The sequence below is a fragment of the Nocardia bovistercoris genome (assembly GCF_015674855.1).
Taxonomy (GTDB): Bacteria; Actinomycetota; Actinomycetes; order Mycobacteriales; family Mycobacteriaceae; genus Nocardia; species Nocardia bovistercoris.
Genome location: NZ_JADMLG010000001.1, coordinates 137,519 through 162,086, shown reverse-complemented (window position 1 = coordinate 162,086; position 24,568 = coordinate 137,519). Strand labels below are relative to the sequence as shown.

At 70.0% G+C, this 24,568-nt stretch carries 20 protein-coding genes; 13 read left to right on the top strand and 7 right to left on the bottom strand.

Translation table 11 applies throughout. The features are described from left to right. Nucleotides 1-209 precede the first annotated feature (209 nt). From IT779_RS00730 to IT779_RS00695, 8 genes are all read left to right on the top strand, one after another. Nucleotides 210-1,421: a DUF7373 family lipoprotein gene (locus tag IT779_RS00730; RefSeq protein WP_196147173.1), complete on the top strand. Its 1,212-nt coding sequence runs from the start codon at nt 210-212 to the stop codon at nt 1,419-1,421. 57 nt (nt 1,422-1,478) lie between these two features. Beyond that, the gene (locus IT779_RS00725; RefSeq protein ID WP_196147172.1) at nt 1,479-2,309 is read left to right on the top strand and encodes a DUF3097 domain-containing protein; all 831 of its coding nucleotides are present in this window, start codon (nt 1,479-1,481) and stop codon (nt 2,307-2,309) included. A gap of 138 nt (nt 2,310-2,447) precedes the next feature. Beyond that, a complete protein-coding gene (locus tag IT779_RS00720; protein ID WP_196147171.1) occupies nt 2,448-3,263 on the top strand; it encodes a hypothetical protein in 816 nt (271 codons plus the stop codon). 217 nt (nt 3,264-3,480) lie between these two features. After that, the gene (locus IT779_RS00715; protein WP_196147170.1) at nt 3,481-4,767 is read left to right on the top strand and encodes an ABC transporter substrate-binding protein; all 1,287 of its coding nucleotides are present in this window, start codon (nt 3,481-3,483) and stop codon (nt 4,765-4,767) included. Continuing rightward, nucleotides 4,764-6,857: a carbohydrate ABC transporter permease gene (locus IT779_RS00710; RefSeq protein ID WP_196147169.1), complete on the top strand. Its 2,094-nt coding sequence runs from the start codon at nt 4,764-4,766 to the stop codon at nt 6,855-6,857. Before IT779_RS00715 ends, IT779_RS00710 begins: the two co-directional genes overlap by 4 nt. Further along, the gene (locus IT779_RS00705; RefSeq protein ID WP_196147168.1) at nt 6,854-8,749 is read left to right on the top strand and encodes a hypothetical protein; all 1,896 of its coding nucleotides are present in this window, start codon (nt 6,854-6,856) and stop codon (nt 8,747-8,749) included. The genes IT779_RS00710 and IT779_RS00705 overlap by 4 nt, the downstream gene beginning before the upstream one ends. Nucleotides 8,750-8,980: 231 nt before the next feature. Continuing rightward, the gene (locus IT779_RS00700; protein ID WP_196147167.1) at nt 8,981-9,901 is read left to right on the top strand and encodes a CorA family divalent cation transporter; all 921 of its coding nucleotides are present in this window, start codon (nt 8,981-8,983) and stop codon (nt 9,899-9,901) included. 113 nt (nt 9,902-10,014) lie between these two features. Continuing rightward, nucleotides 10,015-10,971, top strand: a complete 957-nt coding sequence (locus tag IT779_RS00695) for a S1C family serine protease (protein WP_332838594.1) — start codon at nt 10,015-10,017, stop codon at nt 10,969-10,971. 31 nt (nt 10,972-11,002) lie between these two features. Here IT779_RS00695 and IT779_RS00690 read toward each other — a convergent pair whose 3' ends face one another. Together IT779_RS00690 and IT779_RS00685 are read right to left on the bottom strand one after the other, a co-directional pair. Continuing rightward, on the bottom strand, nt 11,003-11,149 hold the full coding sequence (locus tag IT779_RS00690) for a DUF1059 domain-containing protein (protein ID WP_196147166.1): 147 nt from the start codon (nt 11,147-11,149) through the stop codon (nt 11,003-11,005). 186 nt (nt 11,150-11,335) lie between these two features. After that, a complete protein-coding gene (locus IT779_RS00685; protein ID WP_196147165.1) occupies nt 11,336-11,887 on the bottom strand; it encodes a hypothetical protein in 552 nt (183 codons plus the stop codon). A gap of 610 nt (nt 11,888-12,497) precedes the next feature. Here IT779_RS00685 and IT779_RS00680 point away from each other — a divergent pair. Beyond that, nucleotides 12,498-13,019: a hypothetical protein gene (locus tag IT779_RS00680; protein ID WP_196147164.1), complete on the top strand. Its 522-nt coding sequence runs from the start codon at nt 12,498-12,500 to the stop codon at nt 13,017-13,019. 27 nt (nt 13,020-13,046) lie between these two features. Here the strand turns inward: IT779_RS00680 and IT779_RS00675 are convergent, their stop codons facing one another. Beyond that, entirely contained in the window at nt 13,047-15,050 is a 2,004-nt protein-coding gene (locus IT779_RS00675) for a TerD family protein (RefSeq protein ID WP_198428082.1), read from the bottom strand. A gap of 415 nt (nt 15,051-15,465) precedes the next feature. Beyond that, nucleotides 15,466-16,182: a TVP38/TMEM64 family protein gene (locus tag IT779_RS00670; protein ID WP_196147162.1), complete on the bottom strand. Its 717-nt coding sequence runs from the start codon at nt 16,180-16,182 to the stop codon at nt 15,466-15,468. Between the two features lie 181 nt (nt 16,183-16,363). Between IT779_RS00670 and IT779_RS00665 the strand changes: the two genes are divergently transcribed. The 3 genes from IT779_RS00665 to meaB are packed head-to-tail and all read left to right on the top strand — an operon-like array spanning nt 16,364 to nt 21,524. Then, nucleotides 16,364-18,220, top strand: coding sequence for a methylmalonyl-CoA mutase family protein (locus IT779_RS00665; protein WP_196147161.1), 1,857 nt, complete (start codon nt 16,364-16,366; stop codon nt 18,218-18,220). Further along, nucleotides 18,220-20,484: a methylmalonyl-CoA mutase gene (gene scpA / locus IT779_RS00660; protein ID WP_196147160.1), complete on the top strand. Its 2,265-nt coding sequence runs from the start codon at nt 18,220-18,222 to the stop codon at nt 20,482-20,484. Before IT779_RS00665 ends, scpA begins: the two co-directional genes overlap by 1 nt. Next, nucleotides 20,481-21,524 carry a methylmalonyl Co-A mutase-associated GTPase MeaB gene (gene meaB, locus IT779_RS00655; RefSeq protein ID WP_196147159.1) on the top strand — a complete coding sequence of 348 codons (1,044 nt, stop codon included), beginning with the start codon at nt 20,481-20,483 and terminating at the stop codon, nt 21,522-21,524. Before scpA ends, meaB begins: the two co-directional genes overlap by 4 nt. A 6-nt stretch (nt 21,525-21,530) precedes the next feature. Here meaB and IT779_RS00650 read toward each other — a convergent pair whose 3' ends face one another. Beyond that, a complete protein-coding gene (locus tag IT779_RS00650) occupies nt 21,531-22,079 on the bottom strand; it encodes a TetR/AcrR family transcriptional regulator (protein ID WP_196147158.1) in 549 nt (182 codons plus the stop codon). 80 nt (nt 22,080-22,159) lie between these two features. On the opposite strand from IT779_RS00650, the gene IT779_RS00645 reads away from it, so the two are divergent. Beyond that, complete coding sequence (locus IT779_RS00645; protein ID WP_196147157.1) at nt 22,160-23,380, top strand: cytochrome P450; 1,221 nt, start codon at nt 22,160-22,162, stop codon at nt 23,378-23,380. 153 nt (nt 23,381-23,533) lie between these two features. Here IT779_RS00645 and IT779_RS00640 read toward each other — a convergent pair whose 3' ends face one another. Both IT779_RS00640 and IT779_RS00635 read right to left on the bottom strand, forming a co-directional pair. After that, nucleotides 23,534-24,124, bottom strand: coding sequence for a DUF3558 domain-containing protein (locus tag IT779_RS00640; protein ID WP_232541336.1), 591 nt, complete (start codon nt 24,122-24,124; stop codon nt 23,534-23,536). Further along, complete coding sequence (locus IT779_RS00635; protein ID WP_196147156.1) at nt 24,121-24,510, bottom strand: hypothetical protein; 390 nt, start codon at nt 24,508-24,510, stop codon at nt 24,121-24,123. The genes IT779_RS00640 and IT779_RS00635 overlap by 4 nt, the downstream gene beginning before the upstream one ends. Nucleotides 24,511-24,568: the final 58 nt, after the last annotated feature.

Genomic DNA, 24,568 nt, shown 5'->3' with positions numbered 1-24,568 from the left:
CACTCGTCGGCGCGTCGATCGTGTGACGGTCGGCGGGGCGCGCGACCTCGCCCGGGCGCGCTCGTAGGTCTCGCTCGCATCACGAATCGCGGAGCGAGTCCGCCGTGTCGGCTGTCGCGGTTGCGCCACCCCGGCGCGCCGCGATGAGGGAGTAGGGCGCGCGAGTCGTCGCGCCGCCGCGACTCCATACACACGAGGGATATGCCGAGATGGTTCGACGATCACGCATCACGCTGCTTGCCGCCGGGGTGGCACTGGCGGGGCTGGTGAGCGCCTGCGGTGTGCAGGGCGCCGCCGTTCCCGGCGAACCGGATGTCCGTACCCTCGAGGTCGGGCCGTACCCGGTCGACCGGCACAGCTACGACCAGGACCCGCACGGCAAGGGCGCGCTGCTCGAAGGGATCAGGATGGCCGATGCCGTCGCGCCGGTCGTCAGCATCGATCCGGTGCTGAATGTCGGCGTCGACGCGGGTGTGGTGGCCACCAGCGACCAGGCGGTCGACGGATACCTCGCGACCGTGGCCAAACCGGTGCTCGACAAGCACAATATGGTGGTCGCCTACCGGGCCATGGGCGCCGATCTGCCGTTCGAGCCGTTCCAGACCGAACCGGTGGAACCGAGCCCGGACACCGTCGTGCTGCAGCTGCTCATGCGCTTCCCGGGCGCCGCCGTGGCCGCGCAGGCCGCCCGCGACCTGGAGGAATCCGATTTCCAGGTCGCGCCGGACCAGAACCGCCGGGTGCGCCATCCCGATTATCCCGCCGCGATGATCCACTGGCGGCCCGGCGTGGCGAATATGGGGACCTTCGTCGCCGTCGGCGAATTCGTGCTCTTCGTGTTCGTCGCGCGTCCGAGCGCCGACGAGAAGGATCTGCTGGCCTGGACCGGCAACGCCCTGCGGGTGGCGATTCCGGCGGCCCAGTCGTTCCAGCCGACGCCGATGGACAAGTTGAACACGCTGCGCGTCGACCCGGACGGTCTGCTGGCGCGGGTCGCCGTGCAGGACCGGGACCGCGAACTGGACACCGACCACTTCAGCGTGCATCCGCCCGCCACCCTGGTCCACATGGACTCCAACCAGGCCTCGCTGCGGCGCACCATCGAACAGAACGGCCTTGACCAGGTGGCGGTGATCGACAACAGCTGGGTGCTGCGCGTGCGCGACCCGTCCAAGGCGCCCGCGCTGGCCGCCGATCTCATCGCGGGCGCGGGGGAGGAGTTCGACCCGGTCGCCGCGCCGAACGACGTGCCCGGCGCGACCTGCCAGCATCTGAACAAGCGCGGCAATGTCGATCGGCAGTACCGCTACCAGTGCTTCGTCACCTACAAGCGCTATGTCGCCGTGGTCGCGGGCGACAGCGAAGCCGATATCCGCCAGCGGGTGGCCGCGCAGTACGCGCTGCTGGCCAACAGCATGTGAGCGCCGGGCCGCCGGTCCCGGCGGCCCGATCGCGTGCCGCGATGCTAGTTTCGGGCGGTGAGCGGGCGAGACGACTACGGTGACATCTTCTCCGGACATGCCAGGGCCGCCAAGCGCGCGGCGCCGACGGTCGCCGCCGAACCCGATCTCGTGGTCGAGGACGCCGCGAGCGGATTCTGCGGTGCGGTGGTCGGTTTCGACCGCGGCTACGACGGCGAGTTCGTGAAACTCGAGGACGCACGCGGCGCGGTGCGGCTGTTCGCGATGCGCGAGGCCGCCTTCCTGATCGACGGCGCGCCGGTCACCTTGGTGCGGCCCGCCGCAGCCGCCCCGGAGCGTTCGACGCGTTCGGCGTCGGGTTCGACGCGGGTGCATGGGTTGCGCGCCCGCGTCGCGCGATCGAGCCGGATCTGGGTCGAGGGCGTGCACGACGCCGCCCTTGTCGAACGGGTGTGGGGCCACGACCTGCGGGTCGAAGGCGTGGTGGTGGAACATCTCGAGGGGCTGGACAATCTGGCCGCGCGGCTCACCGAATTCGGTCCAGGCCCCGGCAGTCGGGTCGGTGTGCTGGTCGACCACCTGGTGACCGGATCGAAGGAGACGCATCTCACCACCGGACTCGGACCACACGTGCTGGTCACCGGGCATCCGTTCATCGACGTGTGGCAGGCGGTGCGCCCGGCGGCGGTCGGCATCGCGGCGTGGCCCGAGGTGCCGCGCGGGGAGGACTGGAAGACCGGCGTCTGCCGTCGGCTCGGCTGGGGAACGCCGCAGCAGGGCTGGCGGCGGGTCTACGAGTCCGTCGAAACCTTCCGCGACCTCGAGGCGCCGCTCATCGGCGCGGTGGAGCGGCTCATCGACTTCGTCACCGAACCGGCCGAGCCGTAGCGGCATTCGCGGCGCGGGCCGCGCGCGCGGGGGACGGATTCCGGTGCGGCGGCAACGGCGTCCCGGAACGATCCGCAGCTCACCAGGGTTGTCCCACAGTCGCCCGCCACCGCGACACAGCCATTATGCTCGATGATTATGTGCTCCCCCAGTGCCACGCTGACGGTGTGGGCCGGCTCCTGGCTGGCCGGTAACAGCGCGCCCGACGACGTGTTGGAGGCGCTACAGGCGTGGGCGCCCCGGCACACCATCGCCGCGGGCGATCCGGCCACCGGCGCTCGATCCGACCTGCCGTGGACCTCGCGCGAGACTGCGGCGGGCAGCGGAATGATGGCGCTGCTCAAGGTCATTCGGGAAGCCATGGCCCATTCCGAGGCCACGCTGCGGCTGGTGCTCCCGGTGCCGGGAGACGTGCGCGGCCTTCCGGTCGGCACGGTCTTCGCCGCCGACGCGGTGGAGACGGGCGAGGGATTGCTGATCGGCGTGCCAGGCGCCGACGGCACCGGCCTGATCCCGCTGTGGACCGACGACGACACGGTGCAGTGGACCCTCTACAGCGTCCCCGTGCCGTCCGATCCCGGACCCGACATGGCATTGGGCGAAGCCGAATACACGATGCGCGAGGCGGTGCGCGATGCCGCCGACGCGCTGATGCAACTGCACACCACCGGTGTCGGCGCGGTGGACTCGGATCCGAGGGAACTGATCGAGGCTCAACTCGCCGACTACTCGCGCCACGACTATCCCGATTCGATTCCGTTGCGCGCCAGACGCATACTCGACACCGCCGATCACGTCGCCGCCATTCTGACGGTCGCGCAGCGGGAACCGGCGTCCTCGCCGACCTCGGCCAGCGCGATCGGCGCGCAGGAGACGCTGCTGCGCCCGCTGTGGGATGCGATCCGCGCGGCACGGCTGGTCGCCGTGCACGCGTCCGCGCGCGGAAGCCGCTGAAACACCACTGTTTCGCGGATTGTCGCTGTCTCGAACCGTTTCGCGGCTTCCGTCGGTCCACCGCGGTGATCGCGGCGCACCGCGGTGATCGCGCGAACCCACCGGAATCGGGGGCATGCGGTCGGAGGCGAATCGCAGCGCTCGCGCGCGCGTCGGGGTGATAATCGATCCCACTGTCACAGAACGACATCGGGGGACGATGGGAACGCGCAGGTCGATGCTCCGCGCCGGGGCCCTGCTACCGCTGCTGGCCGCCTGCACACCGGACCTGCTCGCGGGCGCGAACAACGTGCGCATCGGAGTCTCCTGGAGCGGCACCGAATTGGACGCCTTCCGCGCCGTGCTCGCCGAACTGCAGCCGACGCCGGGACTGGAAGTGGTGCCGTTGGGCGACGATATCGACACCGCGTTCACCGCGGCGGGCCGCTCGGCGCCGGATATCGTGATGTTGCCGCAGGCCGGTCGGGTGCGCGAACTCGTCGAGCGCAAGCGGCTGCGACCGCTGGCGGCGAGTCTGTGGCCCACCGGGGACCGGTACGGCGGTGGTGACCGGTCGCCGTACGCGCCGTACTGGGAACGGCTGCTGTTCCAAGGCGGCACGCTCTACGGCATACCGTTCAAGGCGTCCACCAAATCCATGGTCTGGTACGACCGTGACGCGGTGCGCCGCCTCGGATTGGGCGATCCCGCCGCGTGGACGATCGGCGAGTGGATCGAGCACACCCGCGAACTCGCGGGCGGTCCGACGCGGATGCTGGCGCTGGCCGCCGCCGACGGTTGGGTGCTCACCGACCTGTTCGAGAACATGCTGCTCGGCGAAGCACCCGAGGATTACCTCGCGCTGACCGCGACCACCGAGCGACGGAACTGGGAGCTGGACTCGGTGCGCGCGGCGCTCGGCCACCTCGGCGCGCTGTGGAGTGTGCCCTCCGCGCTGCCCGGCGGCATCGGGCACGCGCTGACCAGGCAGTTCCCCGACGCCGTTCGCGAAGTGTTCGACCGTGGCGCCGCCGCCGTCGTCGTCATGCCCGATTTCGCCGAGCCGGTCGTGCGACGCTGTTTGACGCACACCGGCCGTCCGCCCGACAGCGTCGGCGCCACGTGGTTTCCCCGTGTGCGCCCGGACAAGCCGCCGCCGCGCATCGTCGGCGGTGATGTGGCTGTGGTGTCCGCGCAGGCGGGCTCCGCCGCGACGGAGGTGGTGGCCGCGCTGGCCGCGCCGCAAGCGCCCGTGCCGTGGATCGACCGCTACGGTGGTTTCCTCGGCCCGAATCGTCAGACCTCGGCGGACTATTCGACGATCTTGGAGCCGGTGGCCGCGCGGGTGCGGACCCACGAATACTTCGACCTGTCCGACCGGATCGGCGCGGTCGGCGGCCGCGAGGGCCTGTGGCGGGTGCTCGTCGAATTCCTCAAGGAGGTCGGCGACGGCGCCGGACCCGTCGAACCCGCGATCGACCGCGCGGTGCGTGCGCTGAACGAATTCGAGAGCGGGCGGCGATGAATCGGTCGTCGCAGATCGAGACCAATGGGCTGCACCTGGAATTGGCGCTGCGGCCGATGCGCGGCGCGCCGGTGCCGGGTGGCCACTCACAGCGATGGACGAGCAAGCTGTGGCCGGTGCCCGCGGTGGTGCTGATGACGGTGTTGCTCGTCGTCCCTTCGGGGTTCACGGTCAGTTTCGCGGTGGCGACTCAGCCGCAGGTGCCGCTGTGGTGCGCGCTCGGGGTCGCGGGGGTGGTCTGCGCGGTGCCGCTGCTGCGTACCGGGCGCGGGGCGGGCTCCGGCAGGCGCGGGCGCTCCTGGTCGCGGTCGGCTGCCACCGCCGTGCGCGGGGCCTTGTGGTTCTTGTGGGCCGTCGTGGTGATGAACGGCAGGCGCGGGAGCGTGTGGTTCCGGTGGGCCGCGGTCGCGATGGTGCGGCGTCTCGGCGGATACCCGTGGGCGTGGCGGGTCGCCGTCGTGGTGTGGTTGGTCGCCGTCGCGGTGTGGCGGACTGCCGTCGCGGTGCGCGGGAGCGTGTGGTTTCTGTGGGTCGTCGTCACGCTGAACCTGCGGCGAGCGGGTGCGCTGGCGTGTGGGCTGCTCGTGGCGGTCGCCGTGGTGCGGCTCGTCCGGGAACTCACCTTCGCGGGCGCGGCGCCCTACGCATACACGCTGGTCATGGTGCTGCTGTCGGCGCTGTTGTGCGCCGCCGCGTTGACGGTCGCCTGGCATGCGAGACACCGCTGGTGGATGTGGCTGCCGGTGATCGCGCCCTGTGCGGTGGCGGCGCTGGTGTCGGGCGTCGCGTTCCGGCTGATCTTCCAGCGTTCGGCGGATCTCTTCGGTTTCGGCGGTGCGTGGTCGCAATGGCTGTGGTTCCTGCTGCTGCCCTTCGCCGCGTTCCTGTGGACCTGGTTCGGTTTCGTGACGGCATTGCTGCGAGACGGCATCAGGGCCGTCGAGGCGGATGCGGCGCGCGCGCGTTACCTGTCGCAGGCGTCCGGCCTGCGGTTCGTGCGACGTCTGCTGACCCAACTGCGCCCGGTCGTGCTCGTGGTCGGGCTGGTGATCGGGGTCGCGGCCGCGCGGATGTTCGACGTGATCCTCATCGGCGTGCCGTGGTCGCTGCAGGAGTGGAACGAGAGCGCGACCGTGCACTGGTGGCGGCTGGCAGGCGATCCCGCGCTCGGCGCGGGCCCCGCCGCCGCGTACGCGCTGCCGCTGACGGCGATGGTCGGCGTGGTCGCCTGGTGGTTGCAGACCGGCGCGGGCGAACACCGGATGGCGCCGGTGCGCGGGGTCACCTCCGAACCGCGCTCGATTCGGAAGCGGCCCGGCCCGGTGCGGCTGCTCGGCGCGGCGGTGGTCATCGCGATCTTCTGGGCGCCGGTCGCGGTGCTGGTCGTCGCGGCCGTGTACGGACCCTACGGATTCCGCTGGGACGCCGTCACCGGGCTGTGGAACGACGAGGTGCTGTGGCACGCGCTCCTGTCCACCGCGTGGGTGGCTGGTCTGACCACCGTGCTTGTGGTGACGGCGGCAGTCCCCGCCGCGCACCGGCTCGCTGCGGGACGCCCCGACCGCCGCCGCACCCGCGTGGCCGTGGTGTGCTTGGTGGTCCTCGCGGTGCTTCCGGTGCAGACCTACCTCGGGCCGATCGTGCGAGTGGTCGAGAAATGGGGCCTGTCCGGGACGCAGGCCCCGCTGATTCTCGTGCACACCGCCGCCGGATTGCCCATCGCGATCCTGGTGCTGCGCGCGGCACTGCTCGCCCCGCCGGGCAGCCCGGCCGCGACCGAATTGCACGGGCCCGCCGGTCACGCCGCCACCGTGCGCCGAGTCATCAGTGCCGCGTGGCCCGCGTTGGGTGCGGTGGCGGTGCTGGAACTGGTCCAGGTGTGGAACGACTTCTGCGTCGGACTGCTCGTCGGCGGCGCGGGCGGCAGTCCGTGGTCGCTGCTGCTGTGGGGCCAGGCGCGCCAGTTCGAGGAGAACGCGTCGCGGTTGGCCGCGGGGTCGCTGGTGTCGGCGGTGATCCCGGTGGTGCTGGTACTGCTGACCTGGCGGCGCTGGCTGGTGCCCGGACTCACCGGCGGTGCGCTGCGATGACCGCGACATCGGGGACCGAACCCGGCAATCCGCGCGAGGTGGTCACGCCGCGCGCGACGCTGTGGCGCGGCATCGTCGGATCGGCGCCCGTGGTCTCCTCCGCACTGGCCCTCGAACTCGGACGCGAACTGGCGATCAATTCCTTCGGCGACACCGAGGCCGTCAAGACGCTCGCGACGACGCTGCGTTCGCTCGCGGTCGCGATCGTGGTCGGCGCCGTGCTGTTCACCTGTTACCGCTGGTACGCGCGCAGGCGCGACGGCGCGCGCATGGCGGAGCAGATGGAGATGCTGCTCGACCTCGACCAGCCGGGGCGCGAGGTCGATGGGATCACCGAACCCGGTCCGCCGTCCGCCCCGATCGTGGTCGGCGAGCTGGACGACCAACTCCCGCGACGCCGAACGAACGACCGGGGATACGAGGCCGCGATCCTGCGCGCGCTACCGCCGCGTCGGTACGACAGCGCCGCCCTGCTCGCGGTGCTTACCGTCATCGTGGAGACACCGTCGCGGCTGCCGGGCCCCGACGCCGGAGATGCCGCAGTCCCGGACGTCGCGGACCGGTATGCCGCTGCCTGGAGCGAGGATTCGTCGCGATCGGGCAGTGCCACCGAACTGCTCGCGCTGCTGTGCGAACGCGGTGTGCTGACACTGCGCGGTGCGCAGCGCTACGTCCTGACCCGAGTGCCCGCGATGCCGGACGATTCGATGGTTCGCGACAGACCGGTGTGGGACGCGGCGATGTACGCGTTGCTCCGCTATCACGCCGATCGGGCGGCCGCATGGGCGGTCGCGCTGGACTACGTCGAGTACGCGGGGGCGGCCCGCCGATGGTTCGCTGCGGCCGAGCGGGATCTGCGCGCACTGCTGCTCGGATGTTGCCCGCCCCGACCGGGCGACCCGCAGCCGCCAGGAACGAGCACGGTGCCCGCCTCGGCACTGCCGGAGCTGGTGCGCATAGTGGACGCACTCGAGATCTACTACGTGGCGTCCGGCGACGGCGCTTCGGCGCGATTCCCCGAATTGTGTGGCCGCGTCGCCGCCATCGAGGGGATGGATCAGCTTGTGCTGCACCATGATTTGTTGCGGATACGCGCCGATGTCGACAATGCCGAGCGCATGTCGCGGCGCTATCGCCCGCTGCGCTGGTCGACGGGGACGGTGGCGCGCGGGCGGCACGACAGTGCGCTGCACGCGCTGGCCGAGTTGCGGTCGCGCCCCGCGTCGTCGCCGGACCGGGCGGATGTCGCCGAGCAGCTGGCGAATATCGCCGAGAAGTTCGAGAAAGTGTGGTGGCTGCTGCCGCGCGCGGATGTGAGCGGGGAGATCTGCACGCTGATCAACCTGGCCGTGGTCGAACTGCGTCGCGGTCGTCTCGATGCCGCGCGTGACCGTCTCGAGCTGGTCTTCACCCGTACCGAGGGCGGACGCGAACCGGGTGGGCGCGCGCACGCCCACGAGATCACCGGCGCGCTGCACTGGACGCGCGGCGAACCGGCGCGCGCACTGCGCAGTTGGCAGGCGGCGCTGACCGGCTATCGGGCGCTGCACGATCGGCGCGCGATCGGACGCTGTCTGCGCCACCTCGGTTCGGCGCTGGTGGTCGAGCCCGGATACGGCGGACTCGTGGTCGAGCCGCCCGCGCCATCGCGGGAGCACGAATCCGGTCGGCTGCGCCTGCACCACGTCTGGCAGGAGGCGAGCGGATGGCTTGCCACCGCCGCGACGTCGAGCCCGCTCGATCCGACGACCGGCCACGACGCGGTGGACTATCTCCGGCTGGTACGACGGTTCCTGGCCGCGATGTCGATATCGACCGTGACAGCGGTACCACCGCTGCGTGAGCTCAGATCGTGGCCGATTCCGGTGGTCGATCCCGACCTGCGAACCTGATTGGCACCCCCGAACGTCCGAATTCCGCCGACATCCTGAGAGGACAGGGTGGTTTCCGCCGCAAACGCCGTGCCGCGATTGACGCGGGCGCGTGCTGGTTTCTAATGTGGGACCGCGCAATTCGAGCGTGACCACTTCCGCGCGCTCTCCCGAACGACCATCCGAGTCTGGAGTTCACGCCATGGCAAGACTGTGCACGCGGTCGGCCCGACCACGAGGTGGCGGGTAGCGGTGCGCTCCTCGATCGTCGTCCCGCCCGCCGAGCATTTCGATACCGAGGTACTCGGCAAGCATTGGATACCGCTGTCGGTCACCGATTCCGAGACCGCGGCGGAGTTGCGTGCGCGACTCGGCGTCGACTTCGCGGGCGTCGCCGGGCGCGGTGAGATCGACGATTTCGTCTATCTGCCGGTCGTGGTGAACTACCGGCGCGGCGAGGTCTTCGAATGCGAGACCATCGTCTTCGCCCTCGGCGACGAGTTCGTGGTCACGTTGCAACCCGCCGAACCGTTCGAGCCCTTCGACGCGGCGATCGTGAAGATGGGGCGCCAACCCCTGCTCACCGCATCCGCGCGCGGTGTCATGTACGCGCTGCTGTGGTCGCTCAATCAGGAGTCCGACCGGCTCGTGCGTGCCGTGAGCGAGGCGCTCGCGCAACTGCGCGGCGAGATCGACGCCGCGGTGCAGCGCCGCGGCTTCGGCGTCGCCGAAGTGCGGGTGGCGCTGTCCGGGATGACCGCGATCGAGAGCGACCTGTCCCGGATCAGGGAGACCTTGCGACAGGTGGCGCGCGCGGCCCGTCACCTGCGCGGCGACATCGGGTTGCGGGCGCTGGAACTCGCCGCCCCGATGGAGGGCCTGCTCGCCGACGTCGACTGTGTCACCGAGCACGCCCGACTCGAGCACGACAGGGTGCGCTACACCTTGGAGTCGGTGCGGACCCTGCTCGATATCGAGCGCAACCGCGTGGTCAAGGTGTCGACCACCGTCACCACCGTCTTCCTGGGCCCCGTCCTGCTCCTCGCTCTCTACGTCGTGCATTCCGGCGGCATGCCGGAGTGGGAGTACGGCGTGCTCGTCGCCTCGCTGATCGCGGTCGCCGCGGTGGTGTGCGGACTGGTCCATCTGACCCGCGGGGGTGGATCGCGCTGAGTCGGCCCGGCGCGGCCGCCGTGGACATTCGACGCGGCCGTTCACGTCGAATTCATCTGCGCCCCTCGTGAATACGGCGTGTCCCCGCGCGCGCGGCGGCATGCTGGTAGGTGGTGCTCTCGCCGGTGTGGGCGGGCGGAATGGTGGTCAATGTGGACGACGCCGCGATGGATGATTTCTCGCGCACGGTGATCGGTGTCAGCGAAACGGTTTCCCCTCGGGTCGCGCTGGTGCGGACTCGAAGTAGCGGCGGATCGGCGGTGGTCTGCGCCGACGACGGCGACCTGCTGACCAACGCGCACGTGGTCGGCGCGGACGACGGCGGCACGGTCACCTTCGCCGACGGCACGGAATCCCGGTTCGAGGTGGTCGGCGTCGACCCGCTCTCCGATCTCGCGGTGTTGCGGGCGCGGGGCGGCTCGCCCGGCGCGGTCGCGCTCGGCGACGCCGAGACCCTTGTGGTCGGGCAGCTCGTGGTGGCGGTGGGCAGTCCGCTGGGATTGGCGGGTTCGGTCACGGCAGGCGTGGTGAGCGCGCTCGGGCACGCCGTCCCGGTGTCCTCCCGGCGCGCCGGGCGGGTGATCGAGGACGTGATCCAGACCGATGCCGCGTCGGTGCCCGGTCATTCCGGCGGTGCGCTGTGCGATTCGCGGGCGCGGGTGGTCGGCATCAATACCGCGGTGGCCGGATTCGGTCTCGGCCTGGCGATTCCGATCAATTCGACGACCCGTCGCATCATCGACGCGCTGCGCGCGGACGGTGCGATCCGGCGAGCCTATCTCGGGCTGGTATGCGTGCCCGCGCCGCTGTCCGCCGCCGTCGCGGCCCGGGTCGGGCGCACCGGCGGTGTGCGGGTGATCGACGTGGTGCGCGGCAGTCCCGCCGAGACGGCCGGGCTGCGCCGCGGCGATCTCGTGATCGCCTTCGGGGACGCCGATGTCCACGACGCCCGAGCCGTACAGCGCGGGCTGTTCGCCGAGGCCATCGACAGGCCGCTGACGGTGGCCGTGCTGCGCCGGGACGTCGTGGTCGACATCGTCGCGGTACCGATCGAGCTGGTACCGCACTGAGCGGCGGTCGCGCGGGTGCGCGCGACTCCGGTCAGTACGCGATGAACAGGATTTCCTCGCGGGAGTAGTCGTGGCCGGGATGCTTCTCGGCCAGGTGTGCCTTGGTCTTGGCCACCAGGTCGTCCTCGTCGGTGCCGACGATGGATTCTCCGCAGGGGCAGTTCAGGTTCCGCTTCATGGGCCGGGTCCTTCCTCGGGGATTACGCGGCCCGGCCGTGCGTACCCGTCGGCTCCGATCACGGACGGCGGGATGACACGAACGAGCGCTCGGTCATCGTAGCCGGCTCGGGTGAACGCACGAAAGTCCCCCCGCCCGCGACACCGCAGGCGCCCGAATTCGGACACCTGCGGTGACCTGCGGTGATTACGGCGTCGAGAAGCCGATGAGCGCGCCGATACCCGCGCCGATCGGCACGGTGACCAGTGCGCCGACGCCACCGAGGAAGAACCCGATGACGGCGCCGATGCCCCCGCCGATGAGTGCGCCGATGCCCGCGTTGTACTGCTTGCGGGCCAGGGTGTCGGCGGCCTCGTCGATGGCCTGCGCGGTGGGCGCCGACCCGGTCTGCGGCGTGAGCGTGAGGGTGCGGCCGTCGGCGCCGATCCGCGGCGTGAGCGCGACCGCGCCGTTCGCCGCGCGCAGGCCGAGCGGCACGGTGGCCACGACGGCGCCCGAGGCGTCGGTGAGCGCGACCGCGCCCTCGGACTGCGTGAAGCGGCCCGAGTCGACGGTGGTGGTGATGCCCTTGCCATCGGCAGTGGGCGCGACCGCGTAGGCGACACCGTGGTCGACCCCGCGCACGGCGAATCCGTTGTCGGCGCCGGGCTGTGCCGCCGCGACCCCCGCGGTGACGCCCGTGATGCCCGTTGCGCCGACCGCGAGTAGCGCGGTGGCGGCGAATTTCCTGGCTTTCATAGCTTTTCCCCAATTCCGTCGGCTTCGAGTGCGCCGACACTTCCCCTGACGGCCGGATCTCGGCAGACACCATTCTCACCCAGCCGTCGGTTCCGACGGTCGATTTTGGGCGACATCACACCGGCGCCGCTTATACCTCGAACCGCGCTCGCGCAGAACGGCATTGGCGGGACAGGCGGTCCTCGGGCGAGGAATATTCGTCGCGTGCGGGTTCGCTGCTCGGATGCCGGTGATCGCCGCGGGATGGTGGTGTCTCGGCGTATTCGCCTGTGCTGCCGCGTTCTTGCAGCGTGTTCGATCGAGATGGGGTGTCGCGCGGTGATTTCCGCTCGCCCGTCGTGGGGGCGCATCGGTTTGCCGAGTCGCTGTCGTAGCGGCGGGTCCGAGGGTGTCACCGCGAGGATCTCGAGGCGAGGTCGGCGCTCGCCGTGCGCGCGCTTGTGATACCGGGCACAGGTGCGCCACGCCGTCGGAACCGATCCCGATCGGTCCCTCCCGCAACCCGCCGGTGCAGGCGCGCCGTGCTTGGGGCGCAGCGGTATTCGCGGGCTTGTACGGTTCATGGTGAACCGGCGCGGGATCGGTCATCGAGTACGAAGGGAATGCCGGGATGTCGGAAGCGTCCATCGAGGTGCTGCTTGACGACTTCGAAACCAAGGAGAACTGGAACATCACAGGTCCGGATGCGGACCGCACCCACATCACGACCTTCGCCGAGGGTGCGCCGAGCAAGACCCCCGGCGTCTACGCCGACGGCGCGGCGGGCGCCGACCACCGCGCCGTCGCACTGCTCGTCCGCGAGGCCGCCGCGGATCTCGAGATCGAGCTCGCGCCGAGCGCGGGCAAATCCTTCGACATCCCGGGCAGGCTGGAGGCGCTGCGCCTGTGGATCCGCTCGCCGCACGCCTCCGTCGACGTATTCGCCCGCGTCGGTGCGGGCGCCGACGCGCGCGAACTGCCGATGGGGCGGCTTGCCGCGAGCGGCGAATGGCGGCGCGCGGGCCACGAACTCGCCGAGTCGCTGACCGATGCCACCGTGGTCGGCCTGCGCATCCGCCTCACCGAGGTGATCAAGCGGGCGGGTGAGGTCATGATCCTGCTCGACGACCTCACCGCACGTACCGCCCGCTGATCCGGCGCCGCGCGGACGGGTCGGCGCTCAGGCGCCGTCGCCGTCCGCGCCGTCGATCTGCTCCTGCCGGGGCGCGGCGGGCACCCAACCGCGCAGCGGTTGCACCACCGTGCCGTAGAAGGAGTCGACCGCCGCGGTCACGCTGGTGATGAAACTCGCCGCGGTACCGGAACGCCGCGCCCCCATCGCGAAGGCGCGCTCCAGCGAGAACGACACGATCGCGCCCGCGCGCCCGTCGGTCAGCGACTTCGGATTCCCGCGCACGGTGGACAGCAGTTCGCAACTGACATTGCCGCGCTCCGAGAACACCGCCTCCACCTGGACCTCACCGGGCGCATCCGGCAGTTGCCGCAGCAGCCAGGACACCCGACGACTCGGCGTGCCCTCGTCGGGTGCGTCGAGCGCGATGCGGCAGCGGACCCGGTTGGTGCGCAGATCCGCCGCCACGATCAGATCGCCCGCGGTCTCGGGAATGCGCAGCACCGCCTCGAAGACGCCGTCGGCGGCGAGCCGTTCGGCGACGGCGGCGTTGCGCGCCGCGGGGTCGGACTGGTGGCGGCGCGGCAGCACGTGTTTGACCGTGACGCCGAGTTCGGCGGTGAGCCGCAGCGCGAGATGGCGCGACAGCGACACCCAGCGCCCCGCGACCGCGGCGGCCTTCTGATCGCCCGCGCGCAGCGTCCCCGTGGTCACCGCGTCCCTTACCGCGACCCAGTGCCTGCCCATATCGATGAGTTCGGTGGCGCCGGAACGCGGATGCTCGAGGTAGCGCAGGAATTCGCCCGCGATCCAGGCTTGCAGGTCGTCCTCGATGCCGCCGTGCGCGAGCAGCATGCGCACCTCGTGGGTCACCTCGGCCCAGGACAGATGTCGCAGCGCGACCTTGGCGAGTTTGCGGCGGTCGACCTCGACCGGCAGTTCGCCCGCGCCCGCGGGGACGTCGTTGGACAGGCTGATCACCGCGTCGTACTTCTTCCTGCGGGCCACGTCCAGATAGCTCTCTAGCTGATCGCGGCGCAGTTTGCCCGCGCCGGTCTTGACCTCGAGCAGACCGGTCCACACCCGCGCGCCGCGCACCACCTTCAGCACCGCGTCGGGCACCACCGTGCCGTCGCCGCGTTCGTAGCGCACCTCGACATAACCTTCGAACGCGCCCGCGGGCGCACCCATCCGCGCGCACAGGGCGCGGGCCAGCGGCCGCACGACCTGCATGGTGGCGATCAGCGCCGAGGTGGCGCGCTGTTCCTGCTCCTCGCCCGCCCCGACGCCGAAGACCGAGAACAGGCGCGCGGGCTGCCAGCTGTCCACCTCGGCGAGCCGGAATTCGACGGGTTTGGCCTTGCGCGCCACCCGCTTGGCGGTGCGAACCCCCTTGCCGCGCTCGGGTGCGGGCGCGCGTTCCGGCGTTTCGGCCGCGGGTGCGGCTGCCCGCACCGCGGGGGCCTCGATCTCGAGCGCCTCGACCGCTTCGCTCTCGACCGCATCGGCGGAGGCGGAGGCGGCCTCGGCCTCCTCGTCGACCTGGACGCCGAAATCCGTGGCGAGTCCGGCCAGTCCGGAATCCCATCCCTGCCCGACCGCCCTGACCTTCCAGGCGCCGCCGCGACGGTAGATCTCGCCGAAGACGAAGGCCGATTCGGCGCCCGCGTCGGCGGTGACGTACTCGGCCAGCAGATAACCGGCCGCGTCGACCACGCGGAAGGTGAGTTTGCCGAGTCCGCCGAAGGTGCCCGCGCCGAGACTGCCCGCCAGCGCGATCGTGTCGACGTCGGCCGCCACGGCGGGCAGGTCGATGGAGATCCTGGCCTGCGCGCCGTCCTCGGTGGCTCCGGTGCCGAGAAAGCGCACCGCGCCGTCCGGCGATTCGGGCTGGTTGTAGAAGACGAAGTCGGCGTCGGAGCGCACCTTCGCGTCCGCGCCGAGCAGCAGCGCCGACGCGTCGACCTCGATATCGGATTCCGTCCAGCCGAGTACGACGTCGATGCGTGGCGTGTCGTCGGGCAGCGGCGCGTTCTGTCCTTTGGACAGCATCGGAGGGGTCACGGGCGATTCCCATCTACGGTTCGGCGCGGGCGCGTGGCGGATATTCCGGTCGGATGGTTCGAATATCGCGCACCGCGGCGGCGCAATCTCGGCGGCGTTCGGATAGTTCGGTCCGAAGAGTATGCCCGTTACACCGATCGCCACCGATAGCGGGAATATGTCGAGACAGTGCGGGTCCTCCAAAAAACCTTGTGCACCAATGCTTTTAGGAACTCAAGGCAAAGGGGGCATCGAATTCGAAACCCTATTGTTATTTTTTGTGGAAACAGTCCGAGTCGCGGTGTCATTCATTCGATATACATTTTGGATACCGATTGGTCTATTTTCGAAATGGCATCCGCGGAATCGCGCAGGCCGACCGTGCGGGATTTCCGTGCGGTCGGGGATGTGGCGGCGATTCCGTTCAGAGACGGTCGACGGCGCGTGCGGGGGTCACGCTCTCGCTCGCCGACGATTCGTCCGCCGCCGCGGCGGCCTGCTGTGCGTCGGTCCAGCGCGCGTCGACCACGAGACCGACCAGTCCGACCGTGATGCAGCACAGCGAGATCGCGAGCATGGCCGGATGGGTGCCGCCGGTTAGTGCGTCGGCGAGGATCACGGTCGCGACCGTGCCCGGCAGCGAACCGGCCAGGGAAGCGATCAGATAGGGCCAGAAGCGCACCGACGACAGACCGCAGCAGTAGTTGACGATCGAGAACGGTGCGAAGGAGATCAGGCGCAGCGAACCGACCGCGAGCCAGCCGCGTCGCTCCAGTCGCTCGTCGATGGCGCGCACCGCGGGATGCCGCAGATGCGAGGCGACCCGATCGCGGTCGATGGCGCGCACCAGCAACAGTGCCAGTGCGGCCGCGGCGGTGGTCGCGGCGAGGGCGACGACGCTACCGAGAATCGGGCCGAACAGGATGCCGCAACTGATGGTGAGCACGGTGCGCGGAATGGGCGCGGTGGCCGCAAGGGTGTAGACGCCGAAGAAGACGATCGGTAGCCACGGGCCGACCGAATCCGCCCAGTCCTGGATCTGGCGCGGACTCGGCAGGGGTAGCAGCACCGCCGCGACGAAAACGATGCCGACGCCGAGAAGTAGCGCGACGATACGCCAGTTGCGGATGAGCCGGGTCACGCGCGTCAGGTTACCGGTTGGTATTGGCTGCCGACGTCAACCATCATCCGCGCTGCCGCTAGCATCAGAGGAAACGAGACGAATACTCGTTAACTGAAGTGCTCGCTGAGCTGGGCGAACGCTGTGGTTTGCGGGAAGCGTGCGGAACGGCGCGCCCGGCTCGAGTGGAAGAGGGAAAGCAGTGCCGATTGCTTCAGATCCGGCCTCGGCGCCGGTGCCTGAGTACGCCGCTTGGCGTAAAGGAGTGGCCGGCGTGCTGGCGAAGGCCCGTCGGGTCGATATCGCCGAACTGCCGGAGGAACCGGAGCACCTACTCGCGGAGACGACCTACGACGGTCTGACCGTGGCTCCCCTGTACACCCGACGCGACGAGTTGCCCGAGCAACCACTGCCCGGCGCGTTCCCGTTCGTCCGCGGCAGGGACGCCACCCGCGACGTGCACCGCGGCTGGTACGTGACGGCCCCCGTCACCGCCGCCGACGGCGCCGCGGCCAACCGGGAGATCCTGGCGGGGCTCGAGAACGGGCACAGCGCCGTATGGCTCACCGTCGGCGACGGCGCCCTCCCGCCCGCGCAGCTGCCCGCCGCGCTGACCGGTCTCTTCTTCGAACTCGCACCGCTGACCCTGAGCGCTGGGGTCTCGGCCGCCGAAGCCGCCGAAGCGGTATACGGCGTGCTCGACGGATATTCGGCGCCCGATCGGTCCGCGATCGCCGTCGCCCTCGGCGCCGCACCGCTGACCAGCCGCTTCGCCGGACGCGCCGACATCGATCTGCCCGGCGCGCTCGCACTGGCCGACGCCGCCATCGCCCGCCCGGAGACGGTGCGCGCGATCACCGTGGACGGCACCGTCTTCCACGACGCGGGCGCCTCCGACGCGCAGGAACTCGGCGCCGCGGTGGCCGCCGGACTCGAATACCTGCGCGCCCTCGCGGACGGACGTGACATCGCCGACGTGCTCGGCCAGGTCGAATTCCGCTTCGCCGCCACCGACGACCAGTTCGCGACCATCGCCAAATTCCGCGCGGCCCGCCAACTCTGGGCCAGGGTCGCGCAGGTGTGCGGCGCGCCCGACTTCGGCGACGCGCCCCAGCACGCGGTGACCTCGGCGGCGATGATGACCCAGCGCGACCCGTGGGTGAACATGTTGCGCACCACGCTCGCGGCCTTCGGCGCGGGCGTCGGCGGCGCGGACACCGTCACCGTGCTGCCCTTCGACGTCGCGCTGCCCGCGGGCGAACTCGGCGTGTCGAAGTCCTTCGCCGACCGCATGGCCCGCAACACCCAGCTGCTGCTGCTCGAGGAATCGCGTCTGGGCCACGTGCGCGACCCGGGAGCCGGTTCCTGGTACGTGGAGGAACTCACCTCGGCGCTCGCGGGCACCGCGTGGACCTTCATGCGCGAACTCGAGGCCGAGGGCGGCTACACCGCCGCACTCGAATCCGGGCTGCTCGCCGCGCGGATCGAGGAGACAAGGGCGGCGCGCGACGCCGACGTCGCGCATCGCCGTTTCGCGGTCACCGGCGTCAACGAATTCCCGAATCTGGCCGAGAAGCCGCTGTCGGAGGCGGCCCGCGCGGCAGGCCTGACGACCCGCTACGGCGCGGCCTTCGAGGCGCTGCGCGACCGCTCCGACGCCTACCTCGCCGAGCGGGGGAGCAGGCCGAAGGCGCTGCTGGTGCCGCTGGGCACGGTGGCCGAACACAATGTGCGGGTCACCTTCATCGCGAACCTGCTTGCCTCCGGCGGAATCGAAGCGGTGAATCCGGGACCGCTCACCGCCGAAGGGATCGCCGCCGCCGTCACCGAGGCGGGCGCCTCGATCGCGGTGCTGTGCGGTTCGGACAAGCGCTACGGCGCCGAAGCGGGCGCGGCCGTCGCCGCGCTGCGGGCGGCGGGCATCGAGACGGTACTGCTGGCGGGCGCCGCCGCGGCCGTCGCCGAGTCGGCCGGGACACAGCGCCCGGACGGATATCTCGCCGCGAAGATCGACGCGGTCGCGGCGCTGTCGGACCTGCTGGAGAAGGTGGGAGCCTGATGACCACGCGCGAAGTCGACCATGTGATCGGCAGTTTCGCCGAGGTGCCGCTGCACGAGCGGGCACCGGAACCGGCCGCGGTGGACGCCGCGGGCAAGGCGGCCTTCGTCGCCGAGGCTGCCGCCGCCACCAATTACGCTCCCGAGCAACTGATCTGGGTCACACCCGAGGGCATCGACGTGCCGCCGGTGTTCACCGAGGCCGATCGCGACGCCGTGGTCGCGCAGGGCTATCCGCTCGACAGCGTGCCGGGTGTCGCGCCGTTCCTGCGCGGCCCGTACCCGACCATGTACGTGAACCAGCCGTGGACCATCCGCCAGTACGCGGGCTTCTCCACCGCCGCCGACTCCAACGCCTTCTACCGCCGCAATCTGCAGGCGGGCCAGAAGGGTCTTTCGGTCGCCTTCGACCTGGCCACGCACCGCGGTTACGACTCCGACCATCCCCGCGTCCAGGGCGACGTCGGCATGGCAGGCGTGGCGATCGACTCCATCCTCGACATGCGCCAGCTCTTCGATCACATTCCGCTGGACCAGGTCTCGGTGTCGATGACCATGAACGGCGCGGTGCTGCCGATCCTCGCGCTCTACGTGGTGGCCGCCGAGGAGCAGGGCGTCGCGCCCGAACAGCTGGCCGGAACCATTCAGAACGACATTCTGAAAGAGTTCATGGTCCGCAACACCTACATCTACCCGCCCAAGCCCTCCATGCGGATCATCTCCGACATCTTCGCCTACACCAGTGCGAAGATGCCGAAGTTCAACTCGATCTCCATCTCCGGCTACCACATCCAGGAAGCGGGCGCGACCGCCGACCTCGAGCTCGCCTACACCCTCGCCGACGGCGTGGAGTACATCCGCGCGGGCATCGACGCGGGCATGGAGGTCGACAAGTTCGCGCCGCGCCTGTCGTTCTTCTGGGCGATCGGCATGAACTTCTTCATGGAGGTCGCGAAACTGCGGGCGGGACGGCTGCTCTGGAGCGAACTCGTCGCGGGGTTCAACCCCAAGAGCGCGAAATCGCTGTCGCTGCGCACCCATTCGCAGACCTCGGGCTGGTCGCTGACCGCGCAGGACGCCTACAACAATGTGGCGCGGACCTGCATCGAGGCGATGGCCGCCACCCAGGGCCACACCCAGTCGCTGCACACCAACGCACTCGACGAAGCGCTGGCGCTGCCCACCGACTTCTCCGCGCGCATCGCCCGCAACACCCAGCTGCTCATCCAGCAGGAGTCCAACACCACCCGGCCGATCGACCCGTGGGGCGGCTCCTACTACGTCGAATGGCTCACCCACCAGCTCGCCGATCGCGCCCGCGCGCACATCGCCGAGGTGGAAGCGCACGGCGGCATGGCCCAGGCCATCGGCGAGGGCATCCCGAAGCTGCGCATCGAGGAGGCCGCGGCCCGCACCCAGGCGCGCATCGACACCGGGCAGCAGCCGGTGATCGGCGTCAACAAGTACCAGGTCGAAGAGGATCAGCAGGTCGAGGTCCTCAAGGTCGAGAACTCACGGGTGCGCGCCGAGCAGATCGAGAAGCTGCGACGGCTGCGCGAGGACCGCGACCCGGCCGAGGTCGAGCGCGCGCTGCGCGAATTGACCCGCGCCGCGGCCTCTTCCGAGGGCGGCATGGGCAACAACCTGCTCGCCCTCGCCATCGACGCCGCGCGCGCCAAGGCCACCGTCGGTGAGATCTCCGACGCACTCGAGAAGGTCTACGGCAGGCATCAGGCCGAGATCCGTACCCTGTCGGGTGTGTACCGCGACGAGGCAGGCAAGGTCACCAACATCACCGCCGCGAGCGGGCTGGTCGAGGAGTTCGCCGAGGCCGAAGGCCGCCGTCCGCGCATTCTCGTCGCCAAGATGGGCCAGGACGGACACGACCGAGGCCAGAAGGTGATCGCAACGGCCTTCGCCGATCTCGGCTTCGACGTCGACGTGGGCCCGCTGTTCCAGACCCCCGAAGAGGTGGCGCGGCAGGCGGCCGACAACGACGTGCACGTCGTCGGCGTGTCCTCGCTGGCGGCGGGCCACCTCACGCTGGTGCCCGCCTTGCGGCAGGCACTGGCCGATGTCGGGCGTCCCGACATCATGGTCATCGTCGGCGGCGTCATCCCGCCCGGTGACTTCGACGAGCTGTACGCGGCGGGCGCGGCGGCGATCTTCCCGCCCGGCACCGTGATCGCCGACGCGGCGATCGACCTGCTGAACAAGCTCGCCGCCGCACTCGGCCACGGCAGCGAAGCCGCCGCCGCCGAATGAGCGAGGCAGGTTCGGCCGCCCCGCAACGGGCGGCCACGCGGCGCGCCATCGATGTCGACGCGCTCGCCGCGGCGGTCCGGTCCGGTGACCGGGCCGCCTTGGCCCGCGCGATCACCCTGGTCGAGTCGACCAGGGCCGACCATCGCGATCTCGCGCAGCGGCTGTTGCTGGAACTCACACCGCAGCAAGGTGATTCGGCGACGGTCTCGGTGTCGAACCGGGTCGGGATCACCGGCGTCCCCGGTGTCGGCAAGTCCACCTTCATCGACGCGCTCGGCATGCACCTGATCGCCGCCGGGCACCGGGTCGCGGTGCTGGCCGTCGACCCGTCCTCGACCCGCACCGGCGGGTCGATCCTCGGCGACAAGACCCGGATGGCCAGGCTGTCGCTGGAACCGGACGCTTTCATCCGGCCCTCGCCGACGGCGGGCACCCTCGGCGGCGTCGCCAAGGCGACCCGCGAGACCATCGTGCTGCTCGAGGCCGCTGGCTACGACGTGATCCTGGTGGAGACCGTCGGCGTCGGGCAGTCCGAGGTCACCGTCGCCAATATGGTCGACGTGTTCTGCTTCCTGACGCTGGCCCGCACCGGAGACCAGTTGCAGGGCATCAAGAAAGGCGTGCTCGAACTCGCCGACCTGGTCGCGGTCAACAAGGCCGACGGCAGGCACGAGATCGAGGCCAAGGCCGCCGCGCGGGAACTCGCGGGCGCGCTGCGCCTGATCCACCCGCACGACGCGCTGTGGCGTCCGCCGGTGCTCACCATGAGCGGTCTGGAGGGCCTCGGCCTCGACACGTTCTGGGATACCGTGCTCGAACACCGCAGGGTGCTCACCGACGCGGGCGAATTCGACGAGAAGCGCCGTCGCCAGCAGGTCGACTGGACCTGGACCATGGTCAACGACCAACTGCTGCGCAGGCTGGCGGAGAATCCCCGGGTGCGGTCGCTGCGCGCGGGGGTCGAGGCGCAGGTGCGCGATGGCAGCCTCACCGCGGCGCTGGCGGCGGAGCGGATTCTCGAGGCGTTCGACGGTTCCTGACCGGCTTCACGCCCCGTCGACCGGGTGGATCCCGGCGGCGTGGCGTAGCTGCGCGAGGAAGGTGTCCTTGTCGTCGCCGCCGATCAGGTAGTGCGACACCGCGAGTCGCACGATGGTCGCCGACTTGACCTCGATGTCGTCGCCTTCGAGCAGTTTGCCGATGAACCGGCGCATGATCGGCAGCACCCGCGCCACCTCGTCGAGGACGTAGTCGGGTTCGACCTCGACCAAGCGGCTCAGCGAGTAGGTGCCTTGGGCTTGTAGGCGGACGATGTAGTTGAGCACCGCGTCCAGTCGCGCCTGACCTGTCAAGCCCTCTGTCGCCGCGTCGAGCGCGGCCACGATCTTCGCCTGCTCATAGCCGGCGAAAGCGGCAAGCAGGCTCTCCTTGGAGGAGAAGAACCTATACAGCGTGGGCCGGGAGATTTTCGCGGCGGTTGCCACATCGGACAGATTGAGTTTGCTGCGCCCCTTGCGAGCGAGCACTTCGTGGGTCGCGTCCAGAATCCGGGCGCGCGTCGAGGTGTCGGATTGCGCCTCGTGTCCTGTTCTCACTTTACAACCTTTACGAATTCTGTAACTTCTGTAATGCCGACTGACCGGCCGGCGCCGCTGCCAGCAGTGAAGAGATACCGATGACCCACACCATCACCTCCGACGACGCTATCGAGTTCGACCCGTATTCGGAGACCTTCTTCGCCGACCCCTACCCGATCTACCGGCGCCTGCGCGACGAACAGCCCGTCTACCACAACCCGACCTACGGATTCTGGGCGCTGTCGCGCTACCACGACGTGACACCCGGCATGAAGGACTTCCAGACCTACTCCTCGGCCCGAGGGGTGACCCTCGACATGGTCCTCGACCCGAACCCGCCGCGGACGACCATGCCCATGATCATCATGATGGACCCGCCCGCCCACACCCGCATGCGCAAACTGGTCAGCAAGGTGTTCACCCCGCGCGCCATCTCCGAACTCGAGACGATGGTCCACGACATCGTCCACGACTTCCTCGGGCGGGTGGACCCGAACGAATTCGACCTGTTCGCCGACTTCTCCACGCTGTTCCCGATCGAGGTCATCACCACCATGCTCGGCGTCGCGCCCGAATACCGACAGCAACTGCGTCAATGGCACGCCGCACCGATGGAACGATCCGAAGGCGGAGGGCCGACACCGGAGGCGCGACAAGCGGTAGAGGCCACCGTTCGGTTCTATCATCAGCTCATCGCCGAGCGTCGTGCGCGTCCTGGCGAGGACATGATCTCGCGGCTGATCCAGGTCGAGGTCGAACGCGAGGACGGCGCCGTCACCGCGCTCACCGATCACGAGATCCTCGGCTTCGCCTCACTTCTCGCGGGCGCGGGCGCGGAGACCGTGGCCAAGCTCATGGCGAGCGCCGCGGTGGTCTTCGCCGACCACCCCGACCAGTGGCGCGCGCTGCGCGAGGACCGCGCCAAGGTGCCCAACGCCTTCGAGGAACTGCTGCGCTACGAAGGACCGGTGCAGTACGACCTGCGCTACACCATGCGCGAGGTTCACCTGCACGACCGGACCATCCCCGCCGGCAGCGCCGTCCTGATGTTGCTGGCCTCGGCCAATCGCGACGAACGCGCGTTCCGCGACGCCGACCGCTTCGACATCACCCGGCCCTTCGGCGGGCACAACCTCGGTTTCGGATACGGGATCCACAGTTGCCTCGGTGCCGCGCTCGCCCGCCTGGAAGGGCGCGTCGCGCTCAACGCGCTGCTCGATTTCATGCCCGAATTCGAAGTGGATCGCGCTGGTTTGACGCGGTCGCGCGAGACCAGCGTCGCGGGGTGGGCGTCGGTGCCGGTGCGGGTGCGCCGGTAGGCCGTTCGGCGACGGCCCGCCGTCCCTGCGGACTGTGCGATCGGGCGGACTGTGTGCCGAGCTTTCCAACTGTCTCGACCGGCGCGGCGGGAGCTATGTGACTACGACCTCGGCCACTCCGGTGACATCGAAGGCGGTGGCCCGTCGCGCAGTTCAGCTCCCCGAGGGCAGCAGCGGCACAACGGCTTCGGCGATCTCGGTGACGTTGTCACACGGGGACAGTTTGCGCGGGTGCGCTCCGCGCGGGTCGTCGACGAGGATGTAGAGGGAGCCGGAAGCCATCTCGACATTGATCGTGCAGCCGCCGGGGACATCCGGACGGGCCTGATAGCGCAAAGCCCTTCGTCCCTGGACGGTGGTGGCGAGGGCGGCGGGGAACTTCTCGCGGACCTGCGCGAGTGTGCCGTTGGTGGTCTGGACCCGGAAGGTGTACGCGCTCGCGGTGGCGAATACGCAGCCCTTCCAGGTGGACGGCCCTTCGGTGTCCTGCCGAGGTTGCGGCGCACGGCCGTTCCATTGATGCTCGGCCAGGAACTGCGATGTGATCGAGGTGCACGGATCGAATGCCGCGGTCCCGCTCGCGCCGCCGGAGCTCGACGTGGCCGCAGCGCTCGTCGCGGACGTGGCGGGCGCGGAGGTGGCCGTCGGAGTTGCGTTGCCGTCCTCGCCGCAGGCGGCGAGGGACGACACCGCCGCGAGAACCCCCGCCGACATGGCGATTCCGGCCAGACGCGCCCGGTTCATACCCGGATCTCCCGGAGTCGACGCGCGAAGTTCTCGTCGGTGCGCTCGTAGGTCTCGCGGATCGTGGCGAACAGCGACTGCAACTGCTGGGTGGCCGCGATGTACTCGCCGAAGGTGTCGTAGGCGTTGTTGGGGCCGCCGAATGCCTTCTCCCGGAAGAACGTCACCAGTTCCAGTGCGGACCACAGGCGCGGGTTCGTCTCGCCGAGTCCCCACACCGATCGCTCCCCGAGCGCTCTGGCATCGTTCTGCGCCAGGGACAATTCGAGGATCAGATCCTGGCATGCCTTGTCGATGTCGACGAACACCTGCGGTTCCATACGGACCCGCAGCGCCCCCGACTTCGCGTCCTCGACGAACGCCCCGAACAGGGTCTCCTCGGCCATCCGGTCGCCCCCCTTCCACTAGTAGCGCTTGCCCATTGAGACGCACCCGCCCTGACTC